The organism is Streptococcus sp. 2020WUSS089 (assembly GCF_044427405.1).
GTDB classification, from domain to species: Bacteria; Bacillota; Bacilli; order Lactobacillales; family Streptococcaceae; genus Streptococcus; species Streptococcus hashimotonensis.
Window position 1 is genome coordinate 1 of sequence record NZ_JAOTGD010000013.1, and the last position, 26187, is coordinate 26187.

Here is a 26187-nt window from a genome sequence, read left to right on the forward strand (position 1 = left end):
ACTGTAACTGGTTTTAGCCATTTCTTTTTCCTCCTTTATCTAACCTGAACAATTAGATTATATCAGGAAAAAGAAATGGAAGCTCAAAGCCTTGTCAGCCACCAGCATAGCTGGTGGTTTTCTTGTTTTTCTCTACGAGAAAAACTGGCTCGAAGCCATAAGAAAAAGATTGAAAAGAATTGACTGCAATCATCTTTTCAATCTTTTTTTACTTTTTACAACTCAACTGTCGCAACTTGGCTATCTTGATTGACTTGTCCAAGATTTTCAAGGCTGACAGATTTGATTTCAGCTGTGTTTGTAAAGGCAACGACGATGGTTGTTTCACGTCCTGCTGAGCGAATAGCTTCAAGGTCTGCAACAAGGAGCAAGTCACCTGCTTCAACGCGTTGGCCATCTGTTACCTTAGCTGAGAATGGAGCACCGTTTAGCGCAACCGTATCTAGGCCGACGTGCACCAAGACTTCTACACCCTTGTCAGACAAAATACCGACAGCGTGTTTGGTTGGGAAGACACTAGTTACAATACCTGAAACTGGTGCGTAAACATTGCCGGAGCTAGGCTCAACTGCATAACCGTCGCCCATCATTTTTTGTGAGAAGACTGGGTCTTTTACTTCTGTAATGCCAATAGCTTGCCCTTCAGCGACAGAGTAAACTGTCTCCGTCACACCTTTAAACTGAGTCTCAGGAGCAACTTCTTCTGTCGCAACAATTTCCGTACGAGGAATAGCTACGCCAGATTCTAGCAAGTCTTGAATGTCTGATTTGAGAACATCTGCTTTTGGTCCATAAACTGCTTGAACACCTGAGTCTTTGATAATCAAGCCCATAGCACCAGCCTGTTTCCAAGCATTTTCATCTCCAACCTGTGCTACATCTTTAACACTAACACGAAGGCGAGTCATACAAGCATCCACATCTGCGATATTATCACGACCACCAAGCAAGTTGATGATTTGAACTACTTGTGAATTGGCATCCGCAGTATCTACGTTTGAGTTTGAAACCACATCCGTTGTTTCTGTATCATAGTTACCATTGCGTCCAGCTGTTGCTAGGTTGAATTTCTTAATCATAAAGTTGGCAATAAAGTACATACCAACCGCAAAGAGGGCTGTTACCCAGATGAAGTTAATAACATCCATACCGATACCAGCTTTAATCGCCATCGGTGTACGTGTAAGGAATTCGATATTACCAAATGAGTGCATACGCAAGTTGACAACGTCAGCCATGGCAAAAGCCGCACCTTGTACAAAAGCATAAACGACATAGAGTGGCATTGCTGCAAACATGAACATAAACTCAATTGGTTCTGTTACACCTGTCAAGAATACTGCAAGTGCTGAAGAAATAAACATACCTTTGTACTTATGTTTTTTATCTTCATCCACATTGCGGTACATCGCGTAAGTCAATCCCATCAAAATCCCTGATGAACCAATCATTTGACCAACTTTGAAACGGGCTGGAGTAATGTTTGCAAGAAGGTCATTGTACTGAGCCATATCACCAGCGTCTTTGAGGTTGATCAAGTCTGTAATCCAAGCCAACCAGAGCGGATCTTGTCCAAATACTTGTGTACCTGCTTGTGCACCTGTTAAGATCTCATAGGTACCACCAAGTGAAGTATAGTTCATTGGAATGGTCAACATGTGGTGAAGACCGAATGGAAGAAGCAAACGTTCCAAGGTACCATAAACAAAAGGTGCAAGAATTGGTGCTGTATCCTGTGAGCTTGCAATCCATTTACCAAAGCTGTTGATTCCTGTTTGAACAACCGGCCAAAAGATAGCTAATCCTAGCGCTACAAGAACTGAGCGATAGATAACCACAAATGGTACAAAGCGTTTACCGTTAAAGAAGGTCAAAACATCAGGTAATTTGCGGTAATTGTAGTATTTGTTATAGGTTGTTGCCCCTACAAAACCAGCGATGATACCAACGAAGACACCCATGTTCAAAGCAGGTTGACCCAAGATATTGACGAAGTAGCCTGAAACTGGAATCTCTGTTCCAAAAACAGTGGTTACGGTTGCCGCTGCATCTGCAAGCATGTCAGTCGTCACACCAAAGAAGTGACCAGTAATCAAGTTAATCAAGATAAAAGCAAGACCTGCCGAGAAAGCACCGCCAGCTTTTTCCTTAGCCCAGCTACCACCGATAGCCAAGGCAAAGAGCAAGTGAAGGTTTCCGATAATCCCCCAACCGATTTGGGCGATAATATTCCCAATACGAATCAAGAGTTCTGATTCTGGGCTGATTAACGGAATAGAGTTTCCGATAGAAACCATAAGACCTGCTGCAGGCATAACTGCAATCACGACCATTAAACACTTACCGAATTTTTGCCAAAATTCGAAACTAAGAAATTTTTTCATTTTTTCTCCTTTATTTTTTGGCTCTGTGCCATTTTATACATTAATTTCAACTTCCACACCAAAATGGTCTGAAATAATCGGACGATTCTCTCCATTGAAAATCACTAAGCTGGATAAAACTTCCTTTTTCTGATTTAAGAAAATGTAATCCAATCGTTTTTCCTGACTGTGACCAGCCCAGCCATCGATAGCCTTTTCAACCGTAATCCCCTGGTCTTTTTCCATCGCTAGATTGTATGAATCATAAAGCCCAAGCTCTGTAATCGCTTCGTAGGCCTCTCGATCTGAGAAGGCATCGGTATTAAAATCTCCCATGAGAATCTTAAAACGTCTATTGCCAGTCCGTTCCACAATCGTACGAATGTTATCAAGCTGGTCTTCCTCTTCACTCCCCGGAAGATTGATGTGACAAGAATACAGGTCGATCAACTGGTCTTGATAGAAGACCGTCAAGCCCATAATTTTTCGTGATAGGATGGAATCAACAGATTTATTCTGACTACAATAAAATGGATCCACTTCATAAACTGGCAACTTGGTAAGAAAGGCAATCCCTTCTTCGTACTTATCGTAGCCGATATGTGAGTTGCTCCAATAATATGAATAGTCAAATTGTCCCAAGGCTCTTAATTTTTCTAATAAAATCAAGCCATAATTATCCGCCTTCAAGTCTTTCGTTACCAAATCAGCAGTTATGAGCTGATTGACTTCTTGAAGAGCGATGACATCATAAGCCTTTTCAGCTATTGTTTGGGCTAAAACATCTAGTTTTTCATCCTGCCTTTCTTCTAACCAGGCATGGACATTAATTGTTAGTAATTTCATTGCTCCCCCTCTCTCTGAAAATGCGTAACCGTTTTCTTTTTATAGATATAGTATAACGTAAACGTTTGCATTAGTCAATAACTTTTCCGTAATATTTTAAACTTTTACGTAAAAGTTGTGTATTCTACTAAATAAAATAGATGTATTGCCCCTTTCTGGCTCTTTTATGATACACTAATGGGTAGAAAGACAGGAAACTATGAGTAAGTATAAAAAAGTTTATCAAGATATTAAGAAAAAAATCGAAGAGCAGGTTTGGTCAACTGGACAGGCCCTACCGACAGAAAATGAATTAATGGAAGTGTATTCCTACTCCAAGGACACCATTCGCAAAGCCCTATCTCTTCTTGAAATGGATGGTTATATTCAAAAGAAACAGGGGAAATCTTCTATTGTTATCGAACATGGTCTAATGAAGGACCAGTATCTTTCTGAAATTAAAACAGCGGGCGAATTGAACAAAAGATCACAGCACCAAATCCAGACCCAACTTACTTCGCTTTATATTATTCAAGGTCAAGAAGATTTAATGTCAACTTTCGAAGTTGATGATAAGGTAGATTTCTATCGAGTGAGTCGGGTACGGACAATTGATGGTGAGCGGTTGGAATATGACATTTCCTATTTCGACCGTAGGGTCGTCCCTTATCTCAGCAAAGAAATTGCCGAAAGCTCTATTTACCGCTACTTAGAAGAAGAACTCCATTTAACAATTTCTCATTCCAGACGTGAAATCTCCTTCCGTTTTGCAAACGAAGAAGAAAAACAATTGATGGACTTAGGAGACTATGATATGGTCGTCGTGGTCACTAGTATCACCTATCTTTCAAATGGTCAAGCTTTCCAGTATGGGACCATTAGCTACCGTCCAGACAAAGTTAGCTTTGTTTCTATGGCGAAACGGTAAAAGGAAACTTTCGATTTTTTCGACCAAGTGTACAAAACTTCTAGAATTTTATAGTTATAAAAAGAATGTCTCCGCTTTTTTGCAGAGACATTCTTTGCATTTATATACTAAGGAGAGCACCAATAATGGTAAAAACTGATAGTTTTTTATTCTTCAACACATAGGAAGAATTGATCTGATAAGTTTTGGAGTGGTTCAATCAACTTTCCTACTAATTGTTGGAATTCAATTAGTTACTGTGCCAGATGTCTTGGTTGTACTGTTCAATAGTACGGTCTGAAGAGAAGAATCCAGCTTTAGCAATGTTATGAACAACTTTCTTGTTCCATGAATCTTGATCTTCGTAATCTGCAAAGACTTGTTCTTTTACTTCGATGTATTCAGCCAAGTCAATCAAGGTCATGAACCAGTCTTTCGAAATCAATTCATGGTGCAAGCGTGCAAGGCGTTCTTCGTTACCAAGTGCTTTTACCTCATCGCTAACGATAAAGTCAACCGCACGTTTGATGTTGGCATCACCATTGTAGTAGTCCGCAGATACGTAACCAGCCTTGTCGTACAAGTCGATAATGGTATCTGAATCCTTACCAAATGTATAGATGTTGTCCATACCAGCCAACTCAGCAATCTCAACGTTGGCACCGTCCATGGTACCGAGTGTCAATGCACCGTTCAACATGAATTTCATGTTACCAGTACCTGACGCTTCTTTAGAAGCCAATGAGATTTGTTCTGAAATATCAGTTGCTGGAATCAATTTTTCAGCTACAGTTACATTGTAGTTTTCTACCAAGTGAACATTGAGGTATTTATTTACTTCTGGGTCATTGTTGATCAACTCTGACAAGCAAAGAATCAAATGAATGATATCTTGTGCAATGATGTAGGCAGGTGCCGCTTTACCACCGAAGATAACAGTGATTTTACGTTTTGGAAGGTTACCATTCTTGATTTCAAGGTATTTATGGATAACATACAAGGCATTCATTTGTTGGCGTTTGTACTCGTGGAAACGTTTGATTTGTGTATCAATGATAGAATTTTCATCCAGCTCGATACCTTTATTGTCTTTAAGGTAACGTTTGAGAGCCAACTTATTGTTGAACTTAATTTCAGCCAACTTAGCATGAACTTCCTTGTCATCAGCAAAGGCAAGCAATTTTTCAAGTTTAGTAGCATCTGTCAAGTATTCATCGCCAATCAATTCTTTGATGTAGTCAGCGAGGTCTTGGTTGGCAAATTCCAACCAACGGCGGAAAGTGATACCGTTTGTCTTATTGTTGAATTTTTCTGGGTAAAGCTCGTAGAAAGCTTTCAATTCAGAGTTTTTGAGGATTTCTGTGTGAAGCGCAGCTACACCGTTCACTGAGTTAGAGAAGTGGATATCCATGTGAGCCATGTGTACACGACCTGATTCATCAATGATTTGGACTGCTGGGTCTTTAATTTCTGCACGAATAAGGGCATCCAATTCTTTGATAATATCAACCAAGTGCGGCACCACTTCTTCAAGGAACTCAAGTGGCCATTTTTCAAGCGCTTCCGCCAAGATAGTGTGGTTTGTGTAACCAGTCATATTCTTAACGATGGTGACTGCTTCCGCAAATTCAATACCATGTTTTTCAGTCAAAAGACGGATCAACTCAGGAATCACCATTGATGGGTGAGTATCGTTGATTTGCACATAAGCGTAGTCAGCCAAGTCATGCAAGTTTGAACCGCGCTCAATTGCTTCATCAATCAAAAGTTGAGCAGCATTTGATACCATGAAGTATTGTTGGTAGATACGGAGCAATTCACCATTCTTATCAGAATCATCTGGGTACAAGAAGAGTGTCAAGTTTTCTTTAATATCAGTCTTGTCAAATGAAATACCATCTGTAATCAAGTCATAGTTTACTGACTCAATGTCAAACAAATTGAGGTAGTTCTTAGTCTCTTTTTTATAGCCAAGAATATCAAGACGATCCAATTTTGATTTCAAAGTGAAGTTTTTGAATGGAACATCATAGCTGATAGTTGTTGGAATCAACCAAGAATCATTTTCAATCCAGAAGTTTGGCTCTGCTTCTTGCTCATTTTTCTTAAATACTTGACGGAAAAGACCACAGTGGTAGTTCAGACCAACACCTTCACCGTTGATAGCAAGTGTTGACATAGAATCAACGAAACATGAAGCTAGACGTCCCAAACCACCGTTACCAAGTGATGGTTCTGGTTCAACGTCTTCAACTTGAGCCAATGATTTACCAGCTGCTGCTAATTCTGCTTGAACGTCTTTGTAAACACCCAAGTTGATCAAGTTGTTTGACAAGAGTTTACCGATAAGGAACTCAGCTGAGATATAGTAAACTTTACGTTTTCCTGTGTTTTTTGGTTTTGTAGCTGCAGCTTCTTTTACGTAGTTTAACAATTGAAGATAGATTTCTTCATTTGTCAAATCAGCTAATTTTTTCGAAGTGTTTGTTTCTGCAAATGTTGTAAATTTAGTCATGGTTTTCATTTCCTCGTTGGTATAGTAATGTCATTTTTGTCAAGAAGTCTTTGCGTTCTTGGGTCAAGTCTTCAGCTTTCATGCGCCATTCCCAGTTTCCACCGATAGTTGACGGCATATTCATTCGACTTTCTTCACCCAAGTCTAGGACGTCTTGCATGGTTGCAATAGCTGTATCACTCACTGTTGCAAACAGCATACGGAGCATAGCTTGGCTAACTTTTTCAATCGGCTTACGGTTGCTGTAGGCGTCCACGTATTCTTGTTGTTCTGGATCAAGATTGTTGTACCAGCCGTTGACAACCTCATTATCGTGAGTTCCAGTGTAGGCAACTGAATTTGGAATGCAACGGTGTGGAGCATCGATACTCTTACCTGTTACATCAAAGAAACCAAATTCTAAGATTTTCATGCCTGGATAGCCACAATCTGCAAGCAATTTGCGAGCTTTAGCGTCAATGTTTCCAAGGTCTTCTGCAATGATTGGAAGGTCTCCAAGTGTTTCTTTGACAGCCTTGAAGAGATTGTAGCCAGGACCTGGTTCCCAAGTTCCAACTTTTGCCACCTCTGCCTTACCATCAACTTGCCAGAAGTCTGAGAAACCTTTGAAATGGTCAATCCGAAGGACATCATAAAGTTTGAAACTTTCATGGATACGATAAATCCACCAGTTATAGCCTGTTTTTTCATGTTCTGGCCAATCGTAAATAGGATTTCCCCATAATTGACCATCTGCCGAGAAGTTATCAGCTGGTACACCTGCTACATAAAGCGGCTTGCGTTCACTGTCCAATTTGAATAGTTGGGGTTTTGTCCACACTTCAACGCTATCAGCAGAAACATAGATTGGCATGTCTCCGATGATTTTGATGTGGTGTTTGTTGGCATATTCTTTCAATTGTTTCCATTGGCTGAAGAAGAAATACTGTGTGACTTTGTAGTAGTCGATTTGATTTGCCAATTCTAAGCGGTACTTATCAAGAGCTTCCTCGTTGCGAGCTACAACTTTTTTATCTTCCCATTCTTGGAGAGCTTTATTTCCAAAGTATTCCTTGATAGCCATGAACTCCGCATAATCTGTCAACCAAGATGAGTTAGCCTTTTCAAACTCTAGAAAAGCAGCCTTCTTCTTATCATCTTGTAAAAATGCTTGAACAGCTTTTTCCAAAATTGGACGACGTGCTTGATAGATAAGAGCATAGTCTACTTTTTCAGGATTATCTCCAAAATTTACATCTTGGAAATCTTCTGTTGCCAATAAGCCATCTTCAACCAAGAGGTCAAAGTCTATCAAGTGTGTATTTCCTGCAATAGCAGAGAAAGACTGGTAAGGAGAATCTCCATAGCTTGTAGTTGTTAGTGGTAAAATCTGCCAGTAGGTTTGCTTGGTTTCTACCAAGAAATCTACAAAATCATAGGCAGACTGTCCAAAAGTACCAATACCAAACTTACCTGGAAGTGAGGTAATATGCATCAAAATTCCACTGGTACGATTTGTCATAAAAACGTTTTCCTTTCTGTCGGTTACGAATATAGTTTAACGCAAACGTTTGCACTTGTCAAGGGTTTTATAAAAAAAGTTTTAATATGCTCTAAAAAGCCTATTTTATAGCATTTGTTAGCGAATAACAAAAAGAAAAAATCAGATATTTCTATCCGATTTTTCGAATTCTTCACTATTTTTAAGCAAAGCTTTGCTCTTTTATTTGGATGCTTCCATCAACCACATCCGCTTCCAGATATTTGACATCAACATGATCCAAATAGTAATCTGTTACCTTGTCTCGAATCTGATTTTCAATCACACGGCGCAGAGGACGAGCTCCCATGGCCTGGTCATAGCCTTCTTCCATCAAAAATTCTTTCACTGCTTCTGTTACCGTTAATTGGATGCCTTTCTTCGCCAGGGTCTTATTGACCTGGGCCAAGAGTAATTCTACAATGGCTTTGAGATCATCTTTATCCAAGTGCTTGAATTCGATAACTGCGTTAAAACGATTAAGGAACTCCGGACGGAAGAATGGGGCGATGCGGTCCATGATGTCTTGATTTTCTTCACCTTCTGGCATTCCATAACCAAAACCAGCATTAGAAGTCGCGATAATAATGGTATTTTTAAAGTTAACTTGGTTGCCCTGTCCATCAGTCAAATGCCCATCATCTAGCACTTGCAAAAGGAGGGTAATCACTTGTGGATCTGCTTTTTCAATTTCATCCAAGAGGACAATGGAGTAAGGATTGCGGCGGACACGCTCGGTAAGAGTATGGGAATTGTCATCATATCCAACATAACCAGCTGTGGTCCCGATTAATTTGGAAACGGCTGTCCGATCGCTGTATTCCGACATATCCAAACGAATAATGGCATCCTTGTTACCAAACAAGTCTAGCGCTAACTGTTTTGCCAACTCTGTCTTACCCACACCTGTCGGACCGACAAAGAGGAAGGAACCAATTGGACGGTTTCCGTCATCAAAACCTGCACGATTTCGACGAATGGCACGAGATACTGCTTCCACCGCATCGTCTTGACCAATGACATTTGTCTCCAGGCGATGTTTCAATTCCTTGAGTCGTTCAATGTCAGAAGCTCCCATTTGAGAAACTGGAATTCCTGTCATTCGCTCAACCGCCTGAGCCACATCATTGACGGTCGCTACCACTTTCTGTTGCTCCGTATGGTTGTCAATTTGTTCTTGGAGCTTGTCGATACGGACTTTTTCATTCAAGGCTTTTTCATAATCCTCTTTCTCAGCCGCTTCCAACTGCAACTGTTTTGCCTCAGCCATTTCTGCTTCTAAGGTCTGAATATCTGTCACAGGATGTTGTGCAGCTAAGTGAGCAGCGGTCACATCGATCAGGTCAATAGCCTTGTCTGGCAAGCTACGTTGTGGAATATATTGGACGGAATAATCAACCGCAGCTCTCAAAACCTCATCTGGCAATTCAATATTGTGGTGGGCTTCATAAAGCGGCTTAATCCCTTTCAGAATCTGGTAGGTGTCTTCTGCGGACGGAGCATTAACCTTGACTTCATTGAAACGACGAGCCAGAGCGGCGTTCTTGTGAATGGTATTGCGGTATTCATCTTGGGTAGTAGCACCGATAACAGTTAACTCTCCGCGGGAAAGAGCTGGTTTGAGAATATCCGCTAAGCCCTTGGAACCTGAGTCTCCACCAGTGCTGCCAGCTCCCAAAATCTGATGAATTTCATCAAAGAAGAGAATGATATTTCCAGCTTTTTTGACTTCATCCACAAGATTCTGCACATTTTCCTCAAAAGCTCCACGATACTGAGTCCCAGCTTCCAAGCCTGAAATGTCGATGGAGATGATTTCCTTGTTCTTAATGGCTGCTGGCACATCACCATTGACAATGGCTTGAGCCAAGCCTTCTACTACCGCAGTTTTACCAACACCCGCATCACCAACCAGAACAGGATTGTTCTTGGTACGGCGAGCCAGAATTTCAGATGTTTCTTGGATTTCCTTGTTTCGTCCAATGACTGGATCCAACTTCCCTTCACGCGCATCTTGTGTCAAATTGCGACCAAGTTTTGCCAGAATTCCGTCTGACTTTATCTGACCTTTAGCCTGAGTTTGAGCCACTTCTTCTGTCTGTGGCAGGCGACCAGTCTGACGGTAAATGGCAAATTCCTCCGGTGTCACTTCACGCCCATTGATAGAATAACGGCGACGCTCTGTGCTGTAGCCACCCATGTTGCCCATAAGTTGATTGAAAATATCATCCATATTGTTAAAATTATTGAAATTGTTGTTCATAGTTTTTACCTCGTTTATAAATTCTATTGTTTTTGACTTTTACTGACCTTTTTTTGAAAAAATAGATTTAGTCTTTTAGTTTGCTTTTAGTACTAGGCAACGAGCTGAAGACAGTACTGGAGTACGGCAAAGCGAGTTAACGCAGTAATAAAAGATAAACTAAATGACGCTAGTAGGGTATAATCCTGTCTTTCATCCTAACCTCCTTAGAAGTTTGTCTTTTACTGATCATTTAGTCAATTAGTCAATTAGTCAGTCAAACTTTTTAGTTTGACCTAAACTGACCTTTTGTTCAAAGAATTCGTAAGGTCCTTTACCTTACGAATCTTATTCTACACCATTGGTCAGTAAAAGTCAACGGTTTTGTTTGACCTTTTTTGACTTTTTGATATAGTCTTTTAGTTTACTTTTAGTACTAGGCAACGAGCCGCAGACATAACTGGAGTTAGGCAAGGTGAGTTAACGACGTAATAAAAGATAAACTAAACGACGATAAAAAATCTACCTGACGGTAGATTCGGTAGCTACTAGATGATAATCCCTTCCAAATGATCCAGTTCATGCTGGACAATCTGAGCTTGGAAATCTGTCAGCTTTAGGCTCTGCCTTTTCCATGAAGCATCAAAAAACTCCACTTCAATCTCCTGATAGCGTGTCGTCGGGCGGGTACCTTCCAGCGACAGACAGCCTTCCTCTGTCTGATAGGGCTTGGTCTTGCTGATGAGGACGGGATTATACATGACCAGGTTGGTGAAGCCCATGTTGACGATGATAATCCGCTTTTTGACGCCAATCATGTTAGCCGCCATGCCCACGCAGGCGTGAGCGTTGGCTGATAAAGTATCCTGCAAATCTTGACCGACCTGCACATCTAGCTGAGTCGCAGGCTCAGACTTCTGCTGCAGGAAGAAAATGTCTTTCATAATAGGTTGAATCATGGGGTGTCTCCTTCGTTTGTTTGGGAAGCGAAATAAGCTTGCCAGTCTTTTAAGTATCTTACTCTAACTACGTTACCATCATTGAAATGATTGTCCTGATAACTCTCTAACTCATTCGCAGTAAATAGGCTACCTAGTTGCTTACCATTAATTTTTATAGTCGGTTTTAGATGGGTAATAAATAGTCTTTTTCTCTTTTCTACCTCTTCTATATCTCTTTTAAAAATATAATTTTGTTTTAAATTATCATCCTGTAAATCATAGTAGATTTCCACCAATAGCTTTTCTACGAATAACGCACTATATTCAGGCATTGCGTACTGTTTTGTCTCCTCACCTACTTCTACAGCTCGACTATCATAATGCCAAATAAGATTCTTATAGCCTTTTCTCCAAAGAATAGCCATCATTGCTTGATAATGCTTTAATTGTTTGTCAATTTTTACTTCATCCAATTCTCTTTGTTCAAAATCATACATCAAGTTATCAACTAAATATATTACTTGATAGTATGGAGAGTACAGGGCCTTATTTTTCACTTCGGCATCATAATCGAATAAAAACTCTCTTAGAGTGGACCACTTATTCATTATTTTCAATACAATAGTTTCATAGGAATCATTCTGGTTAAAATCAAATCGAAATTGTTCTATAGAGTTTTGTATTTCCCGTAAATTGACCGAATTCCAACAAGATAGTAGCTTGAATAATTCTATCAAAAAATCTCTAACAAATGACTCATCGCAATATCTTTCCACTACAAGTTCAATAATTTTGTCTTGGTCTGGGATATTTGTAACAGTTGGTTTAAATTTCCCTTCAATAATCTGTTGATAAGTATTTTCCATATCTTCCTTATTCATCAAGACAAGTACTTTTTGATTACGGTGGTTAGCAAGGTGGTCTATAAAACCAAGAAGATCGTTATAATCCTCAGGACTATCCGTGTATTCTTCCTGGCTATCTCCTTTCTTTTCACTATAAGCTACACGTTCCAAATCATCGAAAATAACAAGAGAATGTTTTTTCATCAAATCTAGACCTAGAATTTTATAAGTCCATTTCACAAGGCTACTGACAACGGGAATATGGTCCAAACTCCCAAAGGTTGAATGTTGCTCAATCTCATCAATCAGTACCTTCTCCGCCTGTTCCCTGGTCCGAATGCCAAAACAGGAGATATAATAAATCTCACGCGGTTTGTAAAGTTGATTTTCAAAGAATGTGCGAATAAAGTGGGTTTTCCCACTTCCCCACGAACCATCTAACCAAAAGATATTCCTACCTCGTTCTTCCTTTCGATTCAAGAAAGAAACCAGTTCCTCTTGAAAAGGGAAGTCATATTCAGGGTATTTTTTCTTACCTAGTGGAAAATAACGGATAACATTAAGCCATCGCAAGATGTTAAAAATAATCTTCGCAAGGAAAAGCAGGAAAGTGAAAGCTAACAAAATAGTCAATCTATTCACATATGGCCATTGTATCCAGGGAAAATCCAACAGATAATCACCCACTGGTCTGAGAATTTCCTTCACTAACTCTTCTCGCAAAAGAAAATAGGCAATCCACGCCAAAGCCAAAACTTGCTTATATCTTCGGACAAACCATCTCTCTCCGCTCCAATCAATTCGCCGTACTGGCTTTGTGGCGAGTTCTTTTAACTTCTTGCATATTTTTTCCTTCATAACTTCCTCCTCATTTTAGTATAGCAAAAAAGCCTAGTTCTCACTAGACTTCTTTCGTTTATTCTTTGCAATAGACCGCGATGGCCTTGCTGACAAAGGTTGCTGTTCCTGGTCCACCTGCTCGGTCAATGTTGGCTGAAAATCGTTCATCTTCAACGTACATAAGACCTAGCCCCTGCAAGATTTCCTTGGTGCAGGTGTAGAAGTTTTCCGTGATATAGGCCTGCAAAGTAGCTACCTGATCCTGTACATCTGGATGACTTGCTTCCAAGCTCTGCATTTTTCCAAAAGCTTCAAAAATAGCCTGCATCTCTCGGGCAAACGCTTGATCCTTACTGGCATCGTAACCTTCTTCAAACTCAGCATAGGCCGCGGTCTGTCCCCACCGCTCCTTGGCCTCCGCCTTGTAGGCTTCTAGTTGACTGCTGTCAAACGCGTGAAAGTCCATGACTTCTCCTCCTTTTTCTGTGAGCAATCTGGCGTGATTGATGATGCGGTCCAGCCGTTCCCTTTTGAGCTCTAAAAGGGTAATATGGTTCCGCAAGACCTGCTGACGATTGATCTCCGTCACATCCAGAAGCTGCTGAATATCTTTGAGAGGAAAGTCCAACTCACGAAATAAGAGAATTTCCTGCAGACGAGCCAAATTCTCCTGATTATAGTAGCGATAACCATTCTCAGCCACAAATACTGGTTTGAGCAAACCAATCTGGTCATAGTGGTGCAGGGTCCTCACCGTCAATCCTGTCAACTGACTGACCTGCTTAACTGTCCAATTTTCGTTCATAGAAATCTCCTCTCTATGATCAGTATAAGGGATAACGTAAGGTGAGAGTCAAGGGAAAAATGAATTTTTTATCCCTTCTTTGTAATTTCATTCATATAGCCAGCCGTAATAATCCCCGCAGGTAGAGCAACAATCGCAATTCCAATTATCGAAGAAAACATTGTAATGATTTTTCCTAGTATTGTTGTTGCAAATATATCACCATAACCAACAGTAGTTAATGAAATTGTCGCCCAATAAATTGCATCAAAAAATGTTTCAAATGTATCTGGTTCAACAGAAAATATCAACAAAGCAGTAAAGAAAATATAACCAACAGCCAGGCTTGCTACTAGCAATAATGACTCTTTTTGATTTTGCAAAACATTCGTCAAAATCTGAATGTTTTTTGAATAGCGGATAACTTTGAAAACTCGAAGTACTCGCCCCATCCGTACAATTTTCAATAATCGAAGACTGTTATTAAAATATAAAAAAGTCGGTAAAATGGACAATAAGTCCACTATGGCTAATAGGCTAAATGGGTAGAACAGAAATGATAGTTTTCCTTTTTGCAATTTGAAATCAGCTGTTAGTATTCTAAAAAGATAATCCAAGCAAAAAATAGCAGTCGAAATATAATCCATTAACAAATGAAAAGAATTCGTATGCTTAGACATCAAAGGAATCAAACTAACCACTATTGCAAATAACATTATTAAGTTATAGCAACGTGACAATAAACTATCATTATCATTTTCTAGAATACAAAATAATTTTTCCCTCATCTCACTCCACCCTCACCGGCACGCGCCCGTAGGTCTGCTCAGCCATTGCGTCAGCGCCGAGTTGATAGACCGCATCCGCCTGCTGGGTCAGGCTGTCCCAGGGCTCTTTGCCGATCCGCGTCACCAGATCCACCCGCTCCTTGACCTGCTTGAGATAGGCCTGACCTCGAGCAGAAAAGCCTAGGACATGGACCGCATCTGGTAAGGGAGTTTCCACCGCATTGACCAAGATGTAGGTCAGCACCCGACGCACCCGCGCCTTGGTGTAGCGCTTGGTCGCAACGGCCTCCACTAACTCCTCCACGGTCGCTACGCTCCCAATGGCAGAGCGGATACGACTGGCTAGTTCTTCGTTGACCTGAAAGACCTGACTGAGATCTGGGTGGGTCGCAATCTGGTAGCGGAGCTGCGGAAAATAATTTCTCCAGCTTACCTTGGTCGCCTCTTCAAAGAGACTAGCAGACGGTAAAAAGCCACGCACCAAGTCCAGCTGGTCAGCACCCTTGCGGATAGCTGTCGCCGAGGCGTAGGACGTTTCCACCTCTTCCGAATGAAAACCAGCTCCCTGCCGTTGAACAGGGCTGAGCTGAATGCCTGTTCCAGCCACCGCCTTAGCATAAGCCAGAGCCAGAATATGATTGGGTGTGTCACCTGTGAAAGTCAGCCCAGCAAACTCCTGCCACATAGCCTGGGTCTTCTGTGGATAAGAGAAATTGTCTGGCAAGTTTTTCACAAAATTTTCCATCTCTTCCGACTTATCCACATAGATATCCGCAATTTTCTGGTAATCCAGCATTTCTTCCGTACCGAAAACCAGTTTTTCCACACCTAGCCTGTGTAAAATACTGATTGCTCCCTTGGCAAAATGGTCAGCCGACTGGACCGACACCAAAAAGGGCATCTCGACAACAAGATCTGCCCCGTGTTCCAAAGCCATCTGAGCCCGTGTCCACTTATCCACAATGGCTGGCTCACCCCGTTGCATAAAATTGCCAGACATAACTACAATTTTCAATCCTTCCGCCTGTTCCAGCAGATATTTATGCCCCGTGTGAAAAGGATTGTATTCTGCTATTATCCCTGAAATCATGCCTTGACCGCCTTGAAAAACCACCGCTGGCTTGTTTTAGTAGGTGCCTTATCCTCAAAATCCGCAAAGACTTCCACAGATGTAAAACCAGCTTCTTTCAATAATTCCACATAGGTTTCAATCGAATAGGTTCGCTCTTCGTGAACTTCGTCCCGACGGATAAACCTCTCCTCTTGACTGTCCTCATCTTTGACAAAGAAGGTCAATTCATGAACAATGGAATGCTCATGCTCCCCCTCATAGGTGTCCCAGACAAAGGCAAAATCCTCATAGTTTTCATGGTAGCTATAGCCTGCAAAGACTTCCTCCATTTGATAGATGGAGTGAACGTCAAAAAGGAAAGTACCACCTTGATTGAGAACAGAGTGAACACCCTCAAAAACCCGTAAAACAGCTTCTTGGTCCGCCATGTAGCAAAGGCTGTCCGAGTAACAGGTCACCGCATCGAAATCTCCAACACCTTCCAGAGCCATCATATCTGCTTGGGCCAGTTCCATCATGACACCAGCAGCTTCTGCTTTTTTCTGGGCCAATTCCATCATTTCATAGGACAGGTCAAGCCCTGTCACCTCATAACCCTTTTGAGCAAAACGCACAGCCTGAATCCCTGTCCCACAGGCCAATTCTAAAATTGTCTTGGTATCTTGTGGCAAGTTCCGCAAGCTAAAATCTGTCCATTTATCATACAAGCTGTCATCCATGATTTCATCATAGACCGCCGCAAAGGTTTCATAAGTTGCCATATTTTTCTCCATTATCCGAAATGTTCTTCTAACATTTCTTCATTATATTTCAAGATGATGTCCTTATTTTTTAAATCAAAAAAGATATCTTTTCCATATTTTAACTCTATAAAATCTTTAAAGTCCATAATATTTATTAATTTCACTAATATTTCCTCAATATCATCATAAATTTCAACTTTATAGAATTTTCTAGGTGTTACTCCATATTGTCCTCTATTCGACGCACGAGAGGAATTTGTTTTTCTTGTAATTTCTTTATGTACTTCTTTACTCAGAAGAAACATATTTTTATAAGTGTCGATTTTCTGTCTCGATAAGTGATTTTCCTCATCAATCTCAGCCCACTCTATAACGTGATGCACCTCAAATTCATCAGAAGGAAAATCCTTCTCATTTACTGCGACATTATTTTTGAAAAATTCTCTTCGTGACCGCTTACTTTTAGATGCTGCCATATTTTCCTTTCATAAAAAGCAGCCAATCGACTGCTTCATTAACTCACACTGTGTTCAAAAAGTCAGAGTTTTGAGTTGTTGACAAACCCTTTTTGTCAGTCGAGTTCTCTCCGCTCTCACTATTCCTCTTCTAAAAGTTCTGCGACTTCTAGGAAGCTGCCTTCGTGCCATAATTTTTCAAGGTTGTAGAGGTCACGCATTTCTTCTGAGAAGATATGAACAACTACGCCTCCAAGGTCCAAAAGGACCCAGCCACCGTTACTATCGCCTTCTACACGGCTACCCTTGATCCCAACTTCCGCTACCTTTTCACGGATGTTTTCCGCAATAGCCTCCAACTGGCGACTGTTCATGGAGCTGGCAATCACAAAGTAGTCTGTCAGGCTGGTCACGCCTTGAACATCAATTACAACAAGGTCCTCAGCTCGCTTGTCATCAGCAGCCTGAACCACAACTTTTACTAAATCTAGTTCTTTCATCTTATCCTCTAATTATATTTTCTAATGTATCCACCTGGGCAAAATTCCATGACCAGATGTTTTGGTAGTGGTCAATCAAGTCCTTGGCATCCAATTTGCCTGAATAACCTGTCGTCGTTCCGTCCTGAATCACAGCTACCTTGTAGCCTAGTTCAAAGGCTACTTTAATCGTCGTGTCAATGCAAAAATTGGTCGCCATGCCCATGATGATGAGCTGCTCAATTCCCTTTTCCTGCAAATAAGTATGAAGCCCCGTTTCCTTGAAGGCGCTATTGAAGGTCTTATCGAAAATCTTCTCACTAGCTAAGGGTGCAACAGTTGAATGAATCTCCCAATCAGCAGTCCCCTTGACCAATTCCTGGTCATGATGGCGGACATGGATGACTTCTATCCCCGCTTGACGGGCTTGAGCAAGGCTATCTTGCCAGATCCGAAGCCGATTTTCAATCCCATAGGGCTTGCCTTCCACAGGCAAATGCTGAATGTCAATGACTAACAATGCAGATTTCAAAACTTGACCCCAGGCGTTTCCAAACGGAACACCAATTCCCTTTCTTCTTCAAGATCTAAGACAAAACCATTTTTTTCCAAGAGTCTTGCCATCTTTTGGTTGCCCTTGACATAGGCGACAATCAAATGATTACAGACAGGGTGAGCTCTTGCTTGATCAATCACGACTTCCAAAGCAGCCTGACCATAGCCTTTCCCCTGAAATTCTTGACCAATCATAAACCACCAGAGCATATACTGCTGGATGTCCTCATCAATGTCAATCAAAGCAAAGCCAACAACCTGCTCATCAGCCCAAATGGCATAGGGAAAGACATCGCCGTTATCTCTATATAGCCAGGCATCTGCCAAGGAGCGCACGTTGGGAGCCACGAAGCCCTTATCTGCCTCGGCTACTGTCAAGTCTAAGACAGCTTGATAAGAACTTTCGTCCACAGGTTTTAATACAATCATTCTTGCTCCTTCAAATATGTGACATGTCCATTATAAGTTTCCAAGGTTTGTGGATAAATGGGAACCCCCTTCTTGGCCAAGTAGGAAATGGTTTGGGCAGTTTCAAAGGCTACTGCCTTGTCCAAAGACTCTTTTGCAATTCGTCGCGCCTCGTCCACCCCAGGAAAATCCCGATTGGGTTCGATGTAGTCCGCCACATAGAGCACCTTGTCCAGTAAGGTCATCTGCCCAGCACCAATAGTATGTCGTTGAATGGCTTGGAAAATTTCCTCATCTTTCAAGCCAAAATCTTCTGCGATTTTATAGGCCCCAACCACACCGTGCCAGATGTTATTATCCCAGTTGAGCAGTTCCTTGTCTAAATCATACTTGGCAATCAAGTCCAGAAAGACTTGATCTTCCACTTCCTTGGCATAATCATGCAAAAGTGCTGCCAGACTGGCTTTTTTCGGATCACAGCCGTATTGGTCTGCCAAGGCAAGCGCTGCCTCTTCCACACCCAAGACATGTTGGAAGCGCGCCGGCTTCATGGCTACACGGATTTTTTCCAAAAGAGCCTGACGGTCAAATGTCAAATCTGCTGCAATCATTGGTACAGTCCCTTTTCTTCGATATAGTCCAGAACTTCATGAGGCACCATAAAATTCGGCACCCGTCCTTGCTTGATAAAGCTCCGCACCATGCTGGAGGAAATGTCCATCAAGGGCACATCTACCCAGATAACAGGATAGGAAGTCCCTGCCTTGTAACGAGGACGCTGGACACCAACAAACTGCACCAACTGGACCAATTCATCAATCCTGTGCCATTTTGGGAGGTAGTCTACCATATCTGCACCGATAATGAAATAATAATCCGTATCAGGATTTTTTTCCTTCAGCAATTTCATGGTGTCGTAGGTATAGCTGACACCACGGCGTTCCAGTTCAATGGTTTCAATCCCCAAGCCCTCAATACCTGCAATAGCCATCTTGAGCATGGAATAGCGATGGTATTCGTCAATGGTTTCTTTCTTATCCACATGAGGCGGAATGAATTCTGGCATGAGCAAGACCTCATCCAACTTCAACTGTTGACGGACCTGGTCTGCCACAATCAAATGAGCATTGTGGACAGGATTGAAATTCCCTCCCAGAATCCCCACTTGTTTGCGATTGGTTTCTTTCTTTTCAACCTCTAATTCAACCTTGGTAAAGGGTGTTAAGAGTTCAATAGCCATAGGCTCTCCTTCTTAGATTTCTTTGACCTGTTTGGAAATTTTACGGTTCTCTTTCTTGCTAGATTGTTTGAATAAAATCAAAATGCGACCGATTTTTTGGACCGTATCCACACCGATTTCTTCTTCCAAGATTTCAGCTACTTCGTGGATGTTTTCATCCGTATTTTGTAGCAAGGTCACCTTGATCAATTCACGCGCGTCCAGCGCCTGACGAACACTGGTTTTAATCTGGTCATTGAGACCATTTTTCCCAATCTGAATGATGGGTTTGAGACTGTGTGCCTGACTGTTCAAAAAGGCACGTTGTTTTGAAGTTAATGACATCTATTTTTCCTATGTTTCTATATTTATTATTTATTGGCTAACAAATGTAACCAGGACTCACATCTAAATAATGGCCTTGCGGATCACCACATCCACACCCTTAGGTGCCCAAGCTGCAATCTTAGCCTTTTCATTGACCCGAATCCAACCAAGACCTGAGAAGACCACATCCGTCTTTTCGTTGATGGTAAATTCATGACGGACCAATTCAGGAAATTCTTTCAATTCCTTGCTGGTTGGCGGCACTAAAAGTGAGCCTGCATGTTTCTGGTAAAATTCACTAGCTCCCTGCAGTTTGGTGCGGTGGAGCTGCAATTCATTGTCAAAGAAGGCCGTAAAGCCTTGGCGTTCACCAGCCACAAAGTCAAATCGTCCCAGACCAGCCAAGAACAAGGTTTGTTCTGGATTGAGCTGGTAGGTCTTTGGCTTGATTTCTTTCCGAGGGCTGATGTACTTGAGGTTTTTAGCCGTCAAATAATGGGCCATCTGGTGACGATGGATAATTCCTGGCGTGTCATAGATGTATGAACCATCATCCAAAGGAATTTCAATCTTATCCAGCGTCGTTCCAGGGAAACGTGAAGTCGTAATGACATCCTTGTCCCCTGTGATTTCTTGGATAATAGCATTGATCAAGGTTGATTTGCCAACGTTGGTCACGCCGACCACATAGACATCCCGTCCCTTGCGGTGTTGTTCAATCTTTTCAATCAAGTCCTTGATAGCCTGCTTGTTTTGGGCTGAAGTCAAGACCACATCGACTGGTCGCATGCCAATTTCATGCGCCCGTTCGGTCAACCACTGAGTAACCTTGCCTGTCTTGACAGACTTGGGTAAAATGTCCTGCTTGTTGCCGACCAAAAGCACGTCATTTCCAGAAATAAAGCGAGGCAAACCTGGAATGACTGAACCATTGAAATCAAAAATATCAATGACATTAACCACCAAGGCATCGCTTTCTCCTACGCTATGGAGGAGTTTCAAGAAATCGTCATCCGAGATATTGACATCTGAAATCTCATTGTAATGGCGCAAACGGAAACAACGTTGGCAGTAGAGTTGCCCTGTTTCCAGGCCTTTTTCTAGGGCTGATTGAGGTGTAAAACCAGCGACAGCCTTGTCTAGCGTCTGAATCTGGGCACCACAGCCGATACAAAATAATTCTTCCACTTACATCTCCCTCTTGTAGTCTATCGCTCCATATTTAGCGATGATTTTTTTCATGGTCCGTCGTTCACGCCAACGGTTGATCTGCGTATTAATAGAGTCCGTCTTTATCAAGGGTTTGACCAAGACAGACTTGAGACCTGCTCGCTTAGCAGCCCGAATGTCCGTCATCAACTGATCGCCAATCATGACCACTTCATGTGGCTGGACATCATAGCGTTTCAAAGCACGGTTAATCCCAAAGGTGAAAGGCTTGAGAGCGAAGGCTTCAAATTCAATCCCAAATTTTTCAACCGCCCGTTTGACACGTTCATATTTATTGTTAGACACCACCACAACAGGAATGCCTGCGTCTCGCAAATCATGTAACCACTGGCGCATCTCTGGCGTTCCATCGGGATTGTTCCAAGCAATCAAGGTATTATCCAAGTCAACAAACACTACTTTTATGCCATGTTTTTTCAAGCTTTCGACGGTCACGTCATAAGCCTTTTCCAAGGCAAAATCTGGCATGTAATTTTCTAAACTCACTATCGTCTCCAAAGTTTTTTATCAGATAATTATACCATTTTTCTAAGAAAAATGCGAATGGATAGCAGAAAACACTCGGATCAACCGAGTGCCTTCTGGAGGTAATCTAATGGTAGTTGTAAATTACATCTGCCCTTCTTCCAAAATCCAATCTTTCGGAATGAAAATCATATGGGTTAGCAACCAATCAATATCAAGAGTAAATTTTGAAAAAGCAAAACCGATTTGCTCTACTCCTGACTCATCCTCATCCAACCCCAAAATGGTAAGAGCATGTCCATAATTTGCATGACTATCATCGAATAGACGCCATGCGAGAGCCCGATAAATTAACTTCTTAGCATCATAGAGACTGTAACGCTGTCTGTACTCTGAAAATGATTGACAGTCCTTACCTTTGGGTTCAACTCCTTTGGTTTTAGCAATGGCAATCAAGCTATCATAATTATGATAACGCAAAGTACTATTCAAGGATTGGGCTAAACGAACAGCATAGTCCAAAGCAAAATCACTCATCTCCACTGCTACAGTCCCCAACTGTTTACGCAATGGATTCAGAAGTGTTACGGCATATTGAGCCAACTCTTCTCTAATTTCTTTGTCTAAGTTCTCAATATCAGACAGGATAATTTCCCTATCTGCTTCCTGACCCTTGTAGACATTAAGCAACAGCCCCTGCTCGCCAAGTCTTTCCAATTCCGCATCGAAACCAGTTTTCTCAGCTTGTGCATACTCTAAAAGCTTCTCATAATATCCATCTGGCAATAGAATCTTATCTGAAATTTCGTGATTTCCAACCATCCCCATAGTCTCCTCCCCACGTGTTTATTTATACCATTATTGTAACAAGTTTATACATTTTTGTAAATATTTTCATATCACAAACCCTTTGTGCAATATGAACAAAAAGCACCCACTTAGGTGCTTTCTAGGAGGGATATGAAAAAGAATAAAAAGAGTATACTCCCTCTTCCTTAAATAAAGCTAATATAAACCCAGAAAAGTAAATAGTCTGCTGAGCCGTTTAGAGGCAGACCTGTCCTACCAAAACAATCTTGTCCCATGAACTTGGTCAATAGCTAGTTTTTCTAGTAAAACTGGCACATTTTCAACCGTTAACCCACCGCCAACTAGAATTTCAATTTTTCCATCCGCATAGGCTTGAATGTCTCGTAACCAATCGATATTCTGCAAAGCTGAACCTGTCAGACTTCCACGCGTCAAAATCCGTGTCACTCCATGTTCTGCCAGCCAATCAAGAGCCTCAAATTGGCGTTCGCGAGGAATTTGGTCAAAAGCCATGTGAAAGACAATCTGACAGTCCTGCGAAACAGCAAACAGTCTTTCCAAGGCCGCTTCGTCCAACCAATTTTCCTCGGTTAACAAACCATAAACCAGACCATCTGAACCTAGTTCAATCGCTGCTTTACAATCTTCAACCATCATTTCCACCTCAGCTTCATCGTAGCAAAAATCTCCACCTCGAGGGCGAATCATGGTCATGACTGTGGCTTCATTCTCATGAGCCAGTTGACAAACATGTTTGATCACTCCATAACTCGGCGTCGTCCCTCCGACTGCCAAATTATCACAGAGTTCAATCCGTTTAGCTCCTAGGGATAGGGCCTTCATCACACCTACATGATTTTCGGAACAAAATTCTTTAATCATCTTTATTCCTTTCAAGTTTTTTCTTTAGTATAACAAAAAAGAGTATATTAACCAATACTCTTTTGGGCAACCAATATATCTTTTAAAGAAATAAGTAAAACAGCAAGTAAAATCAACAACATTCCAACAAAATCAATTGCATAAAATTGTTCATTGACCAACCACACTGCAAAAAAGACAGATGCAATCGGCTCAATCGAGGCCAAAAGACTACCATTGACAGGACCAACCATACTGACGCCTTTAAGAAAGGCAGTATAGGCAAAAATCGTCCCGACTCCGACAATACCTAACAGCCCCAGGAAACTTCCACCATCAATAGGAAGATGATGCTGCCAAGTTTGCAAACCAAGCGTGACTACAAAACCACCCATTAACATCCCTAAACCAATCACCGTTATACTGCCGTATTGACGGATCAATTTACCTGGCAAAATAATATATAGCGCATAAGTAAAGGCTGAGAAGATTCCCCAGAACAAACCGATTGGAGTCACTGCCAATTCATCTAATTTGCCATGAGTCGCAATCAGAAAAGTTCCTGCTACGGCTAAGAGAATTGAAATCAACTCAATCCCTGATGGTTTTTCCCTATTTTTCAAACAGGTATAAGCCAAGACTAAGATAGGGCAAAGGTATTGTAAAACCGTAGCCGTTCCCGCATTGGTATGATAGATAGCTTGTAAATAAGCCATCTGGTTAAGAACCAGACCCAACATCGCAAAAACAAAAATTCCCAACAAGGCTTTTCTATTTTTCAATACTATCAACAGCTGTTCTTTCGCTGTAGCATAAGCCAGGCCAACGAGAAAGAATCCCGATACCAACAAACGCAGGGAGGTAATCATATCTACTGAAACACCACGTGACATCAAGTACTGCCCACTCACTCCAGACAAGCCCCAGGCTATACCTGCTATTAATGTAATCAGTGTCCCCAATCTCTTTTCCGCCATCATATCTCCTTCTCACACTGTGAATACTTCCATTATACCAAAAGAGCAGGAAGGGAGGCAAAAAGACAGGTCCAACCTCACTAAGTTTGCGTCAACATCTCAGCGCAGTGGTTGATTGGCTTTAACAGTCTGGGAGACTGTTAAAGGTTGGAAATGGGATTTGCAGAGCAAATCTCAGCAATTCGCGTTTCACACTCCAAATCTGACCTCTACGACTGATGCGAACAAAGTTCGCTTCATTTCCAACCTCAAACTGTCTCCCAGACAGTTTGAGCTGTACGGGGTGGGAGTGAAACAGTCTGGGGATAGACTGTTTCAGCTCAACAACTGGAAATAAGGACTTGTTGACGAACTCTTTAGATTGGTCGAGTTCTATCCCACTCCCACTCTTTCTTACATTTATGCTACTAAACCTACAAATTCTACGAATCGTAGAAAGGCTGCCTGTCCTTCTGGAGTTCGTTTGTAGACACCTGCATCTTCCAATACACGCGCGAAAATTTGTCCCACTGACTCACGAACAACTTGTTCGACGGTTTCTTCCGTCACATCTGGATGAGCTGATTTTAGGCTTTCCGCCCAAGACTGATGATAGTCAGCCACCTGACTAGCTTGACCCAGTAAGAATTTTTCTACTTCAGCCAATTCTGCCTTTAAGCGTGGAGGTAAAATCGCCAAGCCCATTACCTCAATTAAGCCGATATTTTCTTTCTTGATATGTTGCACATCTGGATGTGGATGATAGATGCCATCTGGAAACTCTTCTGAAGTCTGATTATCGCGGAGAACCAAATCCAGCTCGTACAAATCTCCTCGTTTCCGAGCAATCGGGGTGATGGTATGATGGGGAGTTCCATCCGTCTCAGCCTTGATCTGAACACTATCATCTGAGTAGCTCCGCCATTTTTCCAAAATCTTAGTCGCTAAACCAAGAAGCGATGGCTTATCTGCTGAACTCAAGCGAATGACCGACATGGGCCACTTGACAATCCCTGCCGAAACGGACTCAAAGCCGTCGAAGACCAGCTGGCCTTCTATCGGAGCCTTTTCCATGGCAAAACTGTGCCGCCCACCCTGATAGTGATTGTGGGTCAAGATGGAGCCACCCGAGATTGGTAGGTCGGAGTTGGAACCGACAAAATAGCCTGGCAATAAATCCAACAAGTCCAAGAGTTGCTCAAATGTTCGCGGACTAATGACCATCGGCACATGTTCCTGATTTAGGAAAATAGCATGTTCATTGTAGTAAGCATAGGGCGAATACTGGAAGCCCCACTTTTCCTGACCAAGATCCAAGCGAATAATGCGGTGGTTGGCGCGTGCTGGATGGTTAATCCGTCCCTGATAGCCCTCATTTTCCATACAGAGTAGACATTTGGGATAATTGCTTGCTTCAGCTTTCGTAGCAGCTGCAATAGACTTGGGATCCTTCTCAGGTTTAGATAGATTGATTGTGATTTCCAAATCCCCATACTCTGTCGAAACTTGATAATAGATATTTTTCGCAATCGCAGCCATCTTGATATAGTCATTGCGCTTGCTCAATTCATAGAAGTCGCCAATCGCTTGCTCTGGACTGTCCTGATAGGTCTGCCAAAAATCACGATTGACCTGACTCGGACTCGGTGTCATCAAATCCATCAAACAAGCCCCAACCATGTCCTGCTCTTCCAGCAATTCACCCACAAAACCAGTTCGAACTCCATGAGCCAATAGTTCATCTTTTAATTCAATCAGGTCCTCTAAATCTGTTTGAACAGTCAAAACCTGGTCTCCCACCAAAGCCAAGACTCGATTGCGCAGGTAAAGAGCATCCATTTCTTCAAAACCACTGTTGGCAATGACCTGCTCAACAAAACGATCCACCAATCCTGTCATCATTTCTCCAATCTATTATTAAAAATAGTCTTTCAGTTTAAGAAAAGGCTAGGAAACAAGCCAATACCACTTCTCAACGTTCGTCGCATACAGTCGATAAACTTACATATAAGTCACTTCTGTCAACCTAATAAAAGAC

At 41.8% G+C, this 26187-nt stretch carries 25 protein-coding genes; 1 reads left to right on the forward strand and 24 read right to left on the reverse strand.

Going from position 1 to position 26187, the window contains the following annotated elements:
* Positions 1-215 precede the first annotated feature (215 nt).
* Positions 216-2384, reverse strand: coding sequence for a PTS transporter subunit IIBC (locus tag ODU46_RS08800; protein WP_398579522.1), 2169 nt, complete (start codon positions 2382-2384; stop codon positions 216-218).
* A gap of 33 nt (positions 2385-2417) precedes the next feature.
* Complete coding sequence (locus ODU46_RS08805; RefSeq protein ID WP_014637507.1) at positions 2418-3209, reverse strand: endonuclease/exonuclease/phosphatase family protein; 792 nt, start codon at positions 3207-3209, stop codon at positions 2418-2420.
* A 199-nt stretch (positions 3210-3408) separates the two neighbouring features.
* Between ODU46_RS08805 and ODU46_RS08810 the strand changes: the two genes are divergently transcribed.
* Entirely contained in the window at positions 3409-4116 is a 708-nt protein-coding gene (locus ODU46_RS08810) for a UTRA domain-containing protein (RefSeq protein ID WP_004194205.1), read from the forward strand.
* 229 nt (positions 4117-4345) lie between these two features.
* On the opposite strand, the gene glgP is transcribed toward ODU46_RS08810, so the two are convergent.
* The 22 genes from glgP to galT all read right to left on the reverse strand — a co-directional run bounded on the left by glgP (position 4346) and on the right by galT (position 26051).
* Entirely contained in the window at positions 4346-6610 is a 2265-nt protein-coding gene (gene glgP, locus ODU46_RS08815; protein WP_238710535.1) for a glycogen/starch/alpha-glucan family phosphorylase, read from the reverse strand.
* On the reverse strand, positions 6603-8111 hold the full coding sequence (gene malQ / locus ODU46_RS08820) for a 4-alpha-glucanotransferase (protein WP_336372857.1): 1509 nt from the start codon (positions 8109-8111) through the stop codon (positions 6603-6605). The genes glgP and malQ overlap by 8 nt, the downstream gene beginning before the upstream one ends.
* A gap of 181 nt (positions 8112-8292) precedes the next feature.
* The gene (locus ODU46_RS08825; protein WP_114866230.1) at positions 8293-10392 is read right to left on the reverse strand and encodes an ATP-dependent Clp protease ATP-binding subunit; all 2100 of its coding nucleotides are present in this window, start codon (positions 10390-10392) and stop codon (positions 8293-8295) included.
* 527 nt (positions 10393-10919) lie between these two features.
* Positions 10920-11330, reverse strand: coding sequence for a peptide deformylase (locus tag ODU46_RS08830; protein WP_105136595.1), 411 nt, complete (start codon positions 11328-11330; stop codon positions 10920-10922).
* A complete protein-coding gene (locus ODU46_RS08835) occupies positions 11327-13015 on the reverse strand; it encodes a P-loop NTPase fold protein (protein ID WP_398579523.1) in 1689 nt (562 codons plus the stop codon). The genes ODU46_RS08830 and ODU46_RS08835 overlap by 4 nt, the downstream gene beginning before the upstream one ends.
* Positions 13016-13073: 58 nt before the next feature.
* Entirely contained in the window at positions 13074-13802 is a 729-nt protein-coding gene (locus ODU46_RS08840; protein ID WP_105155433.1) for a MerR family transcriptional regulator, read from the reverse strand.
* Positions 13803-13870: 68 nt separating this feature from the next.
* Positions 13871-14569, reverse strand: a complete 699-nt coding sequence (locus ODU46_RS08845) for an ion transporter (RefSeq protein WP_024401555.1) — start codon at positions 14567-14569, stop codon at positions 13871-13873.
* A 1-nt stretch (position 14570) separates the two neighbouring features.
* Positions 14571-15659 (reverse strand): nucleotidyltransferase, encoded by a 1089-nt coding sequence (locus tag ODU46_RS08850; protein ID WP_044685681.1) that lies wholly within the window; start codon positions 15657-15659, stop codon positions 14571-14573.
* Positions 15656-16402, reverse strand: coding sequence for a class I SAM-dependent methyltransferase (locus ODU46_RS08855; protein ID WP_105155434.1), 747 nt, complete (start codon positions 16400-16402; stop codon positions 15656-15658). The genes ODU46_RS08850 and ODU46_RS08855 overlap by 4 nt, the downstream gene beginning before the upstream one ends.
* Positions 16403-16413: 11 nt before the next feature.
* Positions 16414-16860, reverse strand: coding sequence for an HNH endonuclease (locus ODU46_RS08860; RefSeq protein ID WP_024384106.1), 447 nt, complete (start codon positions 16858-16860; stop codon positions 16414-16416).
* A gap of 119 nt (positions 16861-16979) precedes the next feature.
* Positions 16980-17339: a ribosome silencing factor gene (gene rsfS / locus ODU46_RS08865; RefSeq protein ID WP_024407250.1), complete on the reverse strand. Its 360-nt coding sequence runs from the start codon at positions 17337-17339 to the stop codon at positions 16980-16982.
* A 1-nt stretch (position 17340) separates the two neighbouring features.
* On the reverse strand, positions 17341-17850 hold the full coding sequence (locus tag ODU46_RS08870) for a cysteine hydrolase family protein (RefSeq protein ID WP_336372851.1): 510 nt from the start codon (positions 17848-17850) through the stop codon (positions 17341-17343).
* A complete protein-coding gene (locus ODU46_RS08875) occupies positions 17847-18302 on the reverse strand; it encodes a GNAT family N-acetyltransferase (RefSeq protein WP_398579524.1) in 456 nt (151 codons plus the stop codon). The genes ODU46_RS08870 and ODU46_RS08875 overlap by 4 nt, the downstream gene beginning before the upstream one ends.
* On the reverse strand, positions 18299-18892 hold the full coding sequence (yqeK, locus tag ODU46_RS08880; protein ID WP_395382268.1) for a bis(5'-nucleosyl)-tetraphosphatase (symmetrical) YqeK: 594 nt from the start codon (positions 18890-18892) through the stop codon (positions 18299-18301). The genes ODU46_RS08875 and yqeK overlap by 4 nt, the downstream gene beginning before the upstream one ends.
* Complete coding sequence (locus ODU46_RS08885) at positions 18889-19521, reverse strand: nicotinate-nucleotide adenylyltransferase (protein ID WP_014637492.1); 633 nt, start codon at positions 19519-19521, stop codon at positions 18889-18891. Before ODU46_RS08885 ends, yqeK begins: the two co-directional genes overlap by 4 nt.
* A 12-nt stretch (positions 19522-19533) precedes the next feature.
* On the reverse strand, positions 19534-19845 hold the full coding sequence (gene yhbY / locus ODU46_RS08890) for a ribosome assembly RNA-binding protein YhbY (RefSeq protein ID WP_004195298.1): 312 nt from the start codon (positions 19843-19845) through the stop codon (positions 19534-19536).
* Positions 19846-19908: 63 nt separating this feature from the next.
* Positions 19909-21015 carry a ribosome biogenesis GTPase YqeH gene (gene yqeH, locus ODU46_RS08895; RefSeq protein ID WP_011922650.1) on the reverse strand — a complete coding sequence of 369 codons (1107 nt, stop codon included), beginning with the start codon at positions 21013-21015 and terminating at the stop codon, positions 19909-19911.
* Positions 21016-21543: a YqeG family HAD IIIA-type phosphatase gene (locus ODU46_RS08900; RefSeq protein WP_024384111.1), complete on the reverse strand. Its 528-nt coding sequence runs from the start codon at positions 21541-21543 to the stop codon at positions 21016-21018.
* 123 nt (positions 21544-21666) lie between these two features.
* Positions 21667-22344: an SEC10/PgrA surface exclusion domain-containing protein gene (locus tag ODU46_RS08905; protein WP_079268379.1), complete on the reverse strand. Its 678-nt coding sequence runs from the start codon at positions 22342-22344 to the stop codon at positions 21667-21669.
* Positions 22345-22584: 240 nt separating this feature from the next.
* Positions 22585-23214: a copper homeostasis protein CutC gene (locus tag ODU46_RS08910; protein ID WP_395326786.1), complete on the reverse strand. Its 630-nt coding sequence runs from the start codon at positions 23212-23214 to the stop codon at positions 22585-22587.
* A gap of 47 nt (positions 23215-23261) precedes the next feature.
* Positions 23262-24170: a DMT family transporter gene (locus ODU46_RS08915; protein ID WP_044763227.1), complete on the reverse strand. Its 909-nt coding sequence runs from the start codon at positions 24168-24170 to the stop codon at positions 23262-23264.
* Between the two features lie 399 nt (positions 24171-24569).
* A complete protein-coding gene (galT, locus tag ODU46_RS08920; protein ID WP_105136585.1) occupies positions 24570-26051 on the reverse strand; it encodes a UDP-glucose--hexose-1-phosphate uridylyltransferase in 1482 nt (493 codons plus the stop codon).
* Positions 26052-26187 lie beyond the last annotated feature (136 nt).

What these genes read in the sequence shown, in the direction of transcription:
- ODU46_RS08825 (WP_114866230.1), bottom strand. Translation starts at nt 10,392, where the DNA reads ATGAACAACAATTTCAATAATTTTAACAATATGGATGATATTTTCAAT.
- ODU46_RS08800 (WP_398579522.1), bottom strand. Translation starts at nt 2,384, where the DNA reads ATGAAAAAATTTCTTAGTTTCGAATTTTGGCAAAAATTCGGTAAGTGT.
- ODU46_RS08845 (WP_024401555.1), bottom strand. Translation starts at nt 14,569, where the DNA reads ATGAGGGAAAAATTATTTTGTATTCTAGAAAATGATAATGATAGTTTA.
- ODU46_RS08885 (WP_014637492.1), bottom strand. Translation starts at nt 19,521, where the DNA reads ATGGCTATTGAACTCTTAACACCCTTTACCAAGGTTGAATTAGAGGTT.
- ODU46_RS08860 (WP_024384106.1), bottom strand. Translation starts at nt 16,860, where the DNA reads ATGGCAGCATCTAAAAGTAAGCGGTCACGAAGAGAATTTTTCAAAAAT.
- glgP (WP_238710535.1), bottom strand. Translation starts at nt 6,610, where the DNA reads ATGACTAAATTTACAACATTTGCAGAAACAAACACTTCGAAAAAATTA.
- ODU46_RS08875 (WP_398579524.1), bottom strand. Translation starts at nt 18,302, where the DNA reads ATGATTGTATTAAAACCTGTGGACGAAAGTTCTTATCAAGCTGTCTTA.
- galT (WP_105136585.1), bottom strand. Translation starts at nt 26,051, where the DNA reads ATGATGACAGGATTGGTGGATCGTTTTGTTGAGCAGGTCATTGCCAAC.
- ODU46_RS08840 (WP_105155433.1), bottom strand. Translation starts at nt 13,802, where the DNA reads ATGAACGAAAATTGGACAGTTAAGCAGGTCAGTCAGTTGACAGGATTG.
- ODU46_RS08835 (WP_398579523.1), bottom strand. Translation starts at nt 13,015, where the DNA reads ATGAAGGAAAAAATATGCAAGAAGTTAAAAGAACTCGCCACAAAGCCA.
- ODU46_RS08905 (WP_079268379.1), bottom strand. Translation starts at nt 22,344, where the DNA reads ATGGTTGGAAATCACGAAATTTCAGATAAGATTCTATTGCCAGATGGA.
- ODU46_RS08810 (WP_004194205.1), top strand. Translation starts at nt 3,409, where the DNA reads ATGAGTAAGTATAAAAAAGTTTATCAAGATATTAAGAAAAAAATCGAA.
- rsfS (WP_024407250.1), bottom strand. Translation starts at nt 17,339, where the DNA reads ATGAAAGAACTAGATTTAGTAAAAGTTGTGGTTCAGGCTGCTGATGAC.
- malQ (WP_336372857.1), bottom strand. Translation starts at nt 8,111, where the DNA reads ATGACAAATCGTACCAGTGGAATTTTGATGCATATTACCTCACTTCCA.
- ODU46_RS08855 (WP_105155434.1), bottom strand. Translation starts at nt 16,402, where the DNA reads ATGGCAACTTATGAAACCTTTGCGGCGGTCTATGATGAAATCATGGAT.
- yqeK (WP_395382268.1), bottom strand. Translation starts at nt 18,892, where the DNA reads ATGATTGCAGCAGATTTGACATTTGACCGTCAGGCTCTTTTGGAAAAA.
- yhbY (WP_004195298.1), bottom strand. Translation starts at nt 19,845, where the DNA reads ATGTCATTAACTTCAAAACAACGTGCCTTTTTGAACAGTCAGGCACAC.
- ODU46_RS08805 (WP_014637507.1), bottom strand. Translation starts at nt 3,209, where the DNA reads ATGAAATTACTAACAATTAATGTCCATGCCTGGTTAGAAGAAAGGCAG.
- ODU46_RS08915 (WP_044763227.1), bottom strand. Translation starts at nt 24,170, where the DNA reads ATGGCGGAAAAGAGATTGGGGACACTGATTACATTAATAGCAGGTATA.
- ODU46_RS08830 (WP_105136595.1), bottom strand. Translation starts at nt 11,330, where the DNA reads ATGATTCAACCTATTATGAAAGACATTTTCTTCCTGCAGCAGAAGTCT.
- ODU46_RS08850 (WP_044685681.1), bottom strand. Translation starts at nt 15,659, where the DNA reads ATGATTTCAGGGATAATAGCAGAATACAATCCTTTTCACACGGGGCAT.
- ODU46_RS08910 (WP_395326786.1), bottom strand. Translation starts at nt 23,214, where the DNA reads ATGATTAAAGAATTTTGTTCCGAAAATCATGTAGGTGTGATGAAGGCC.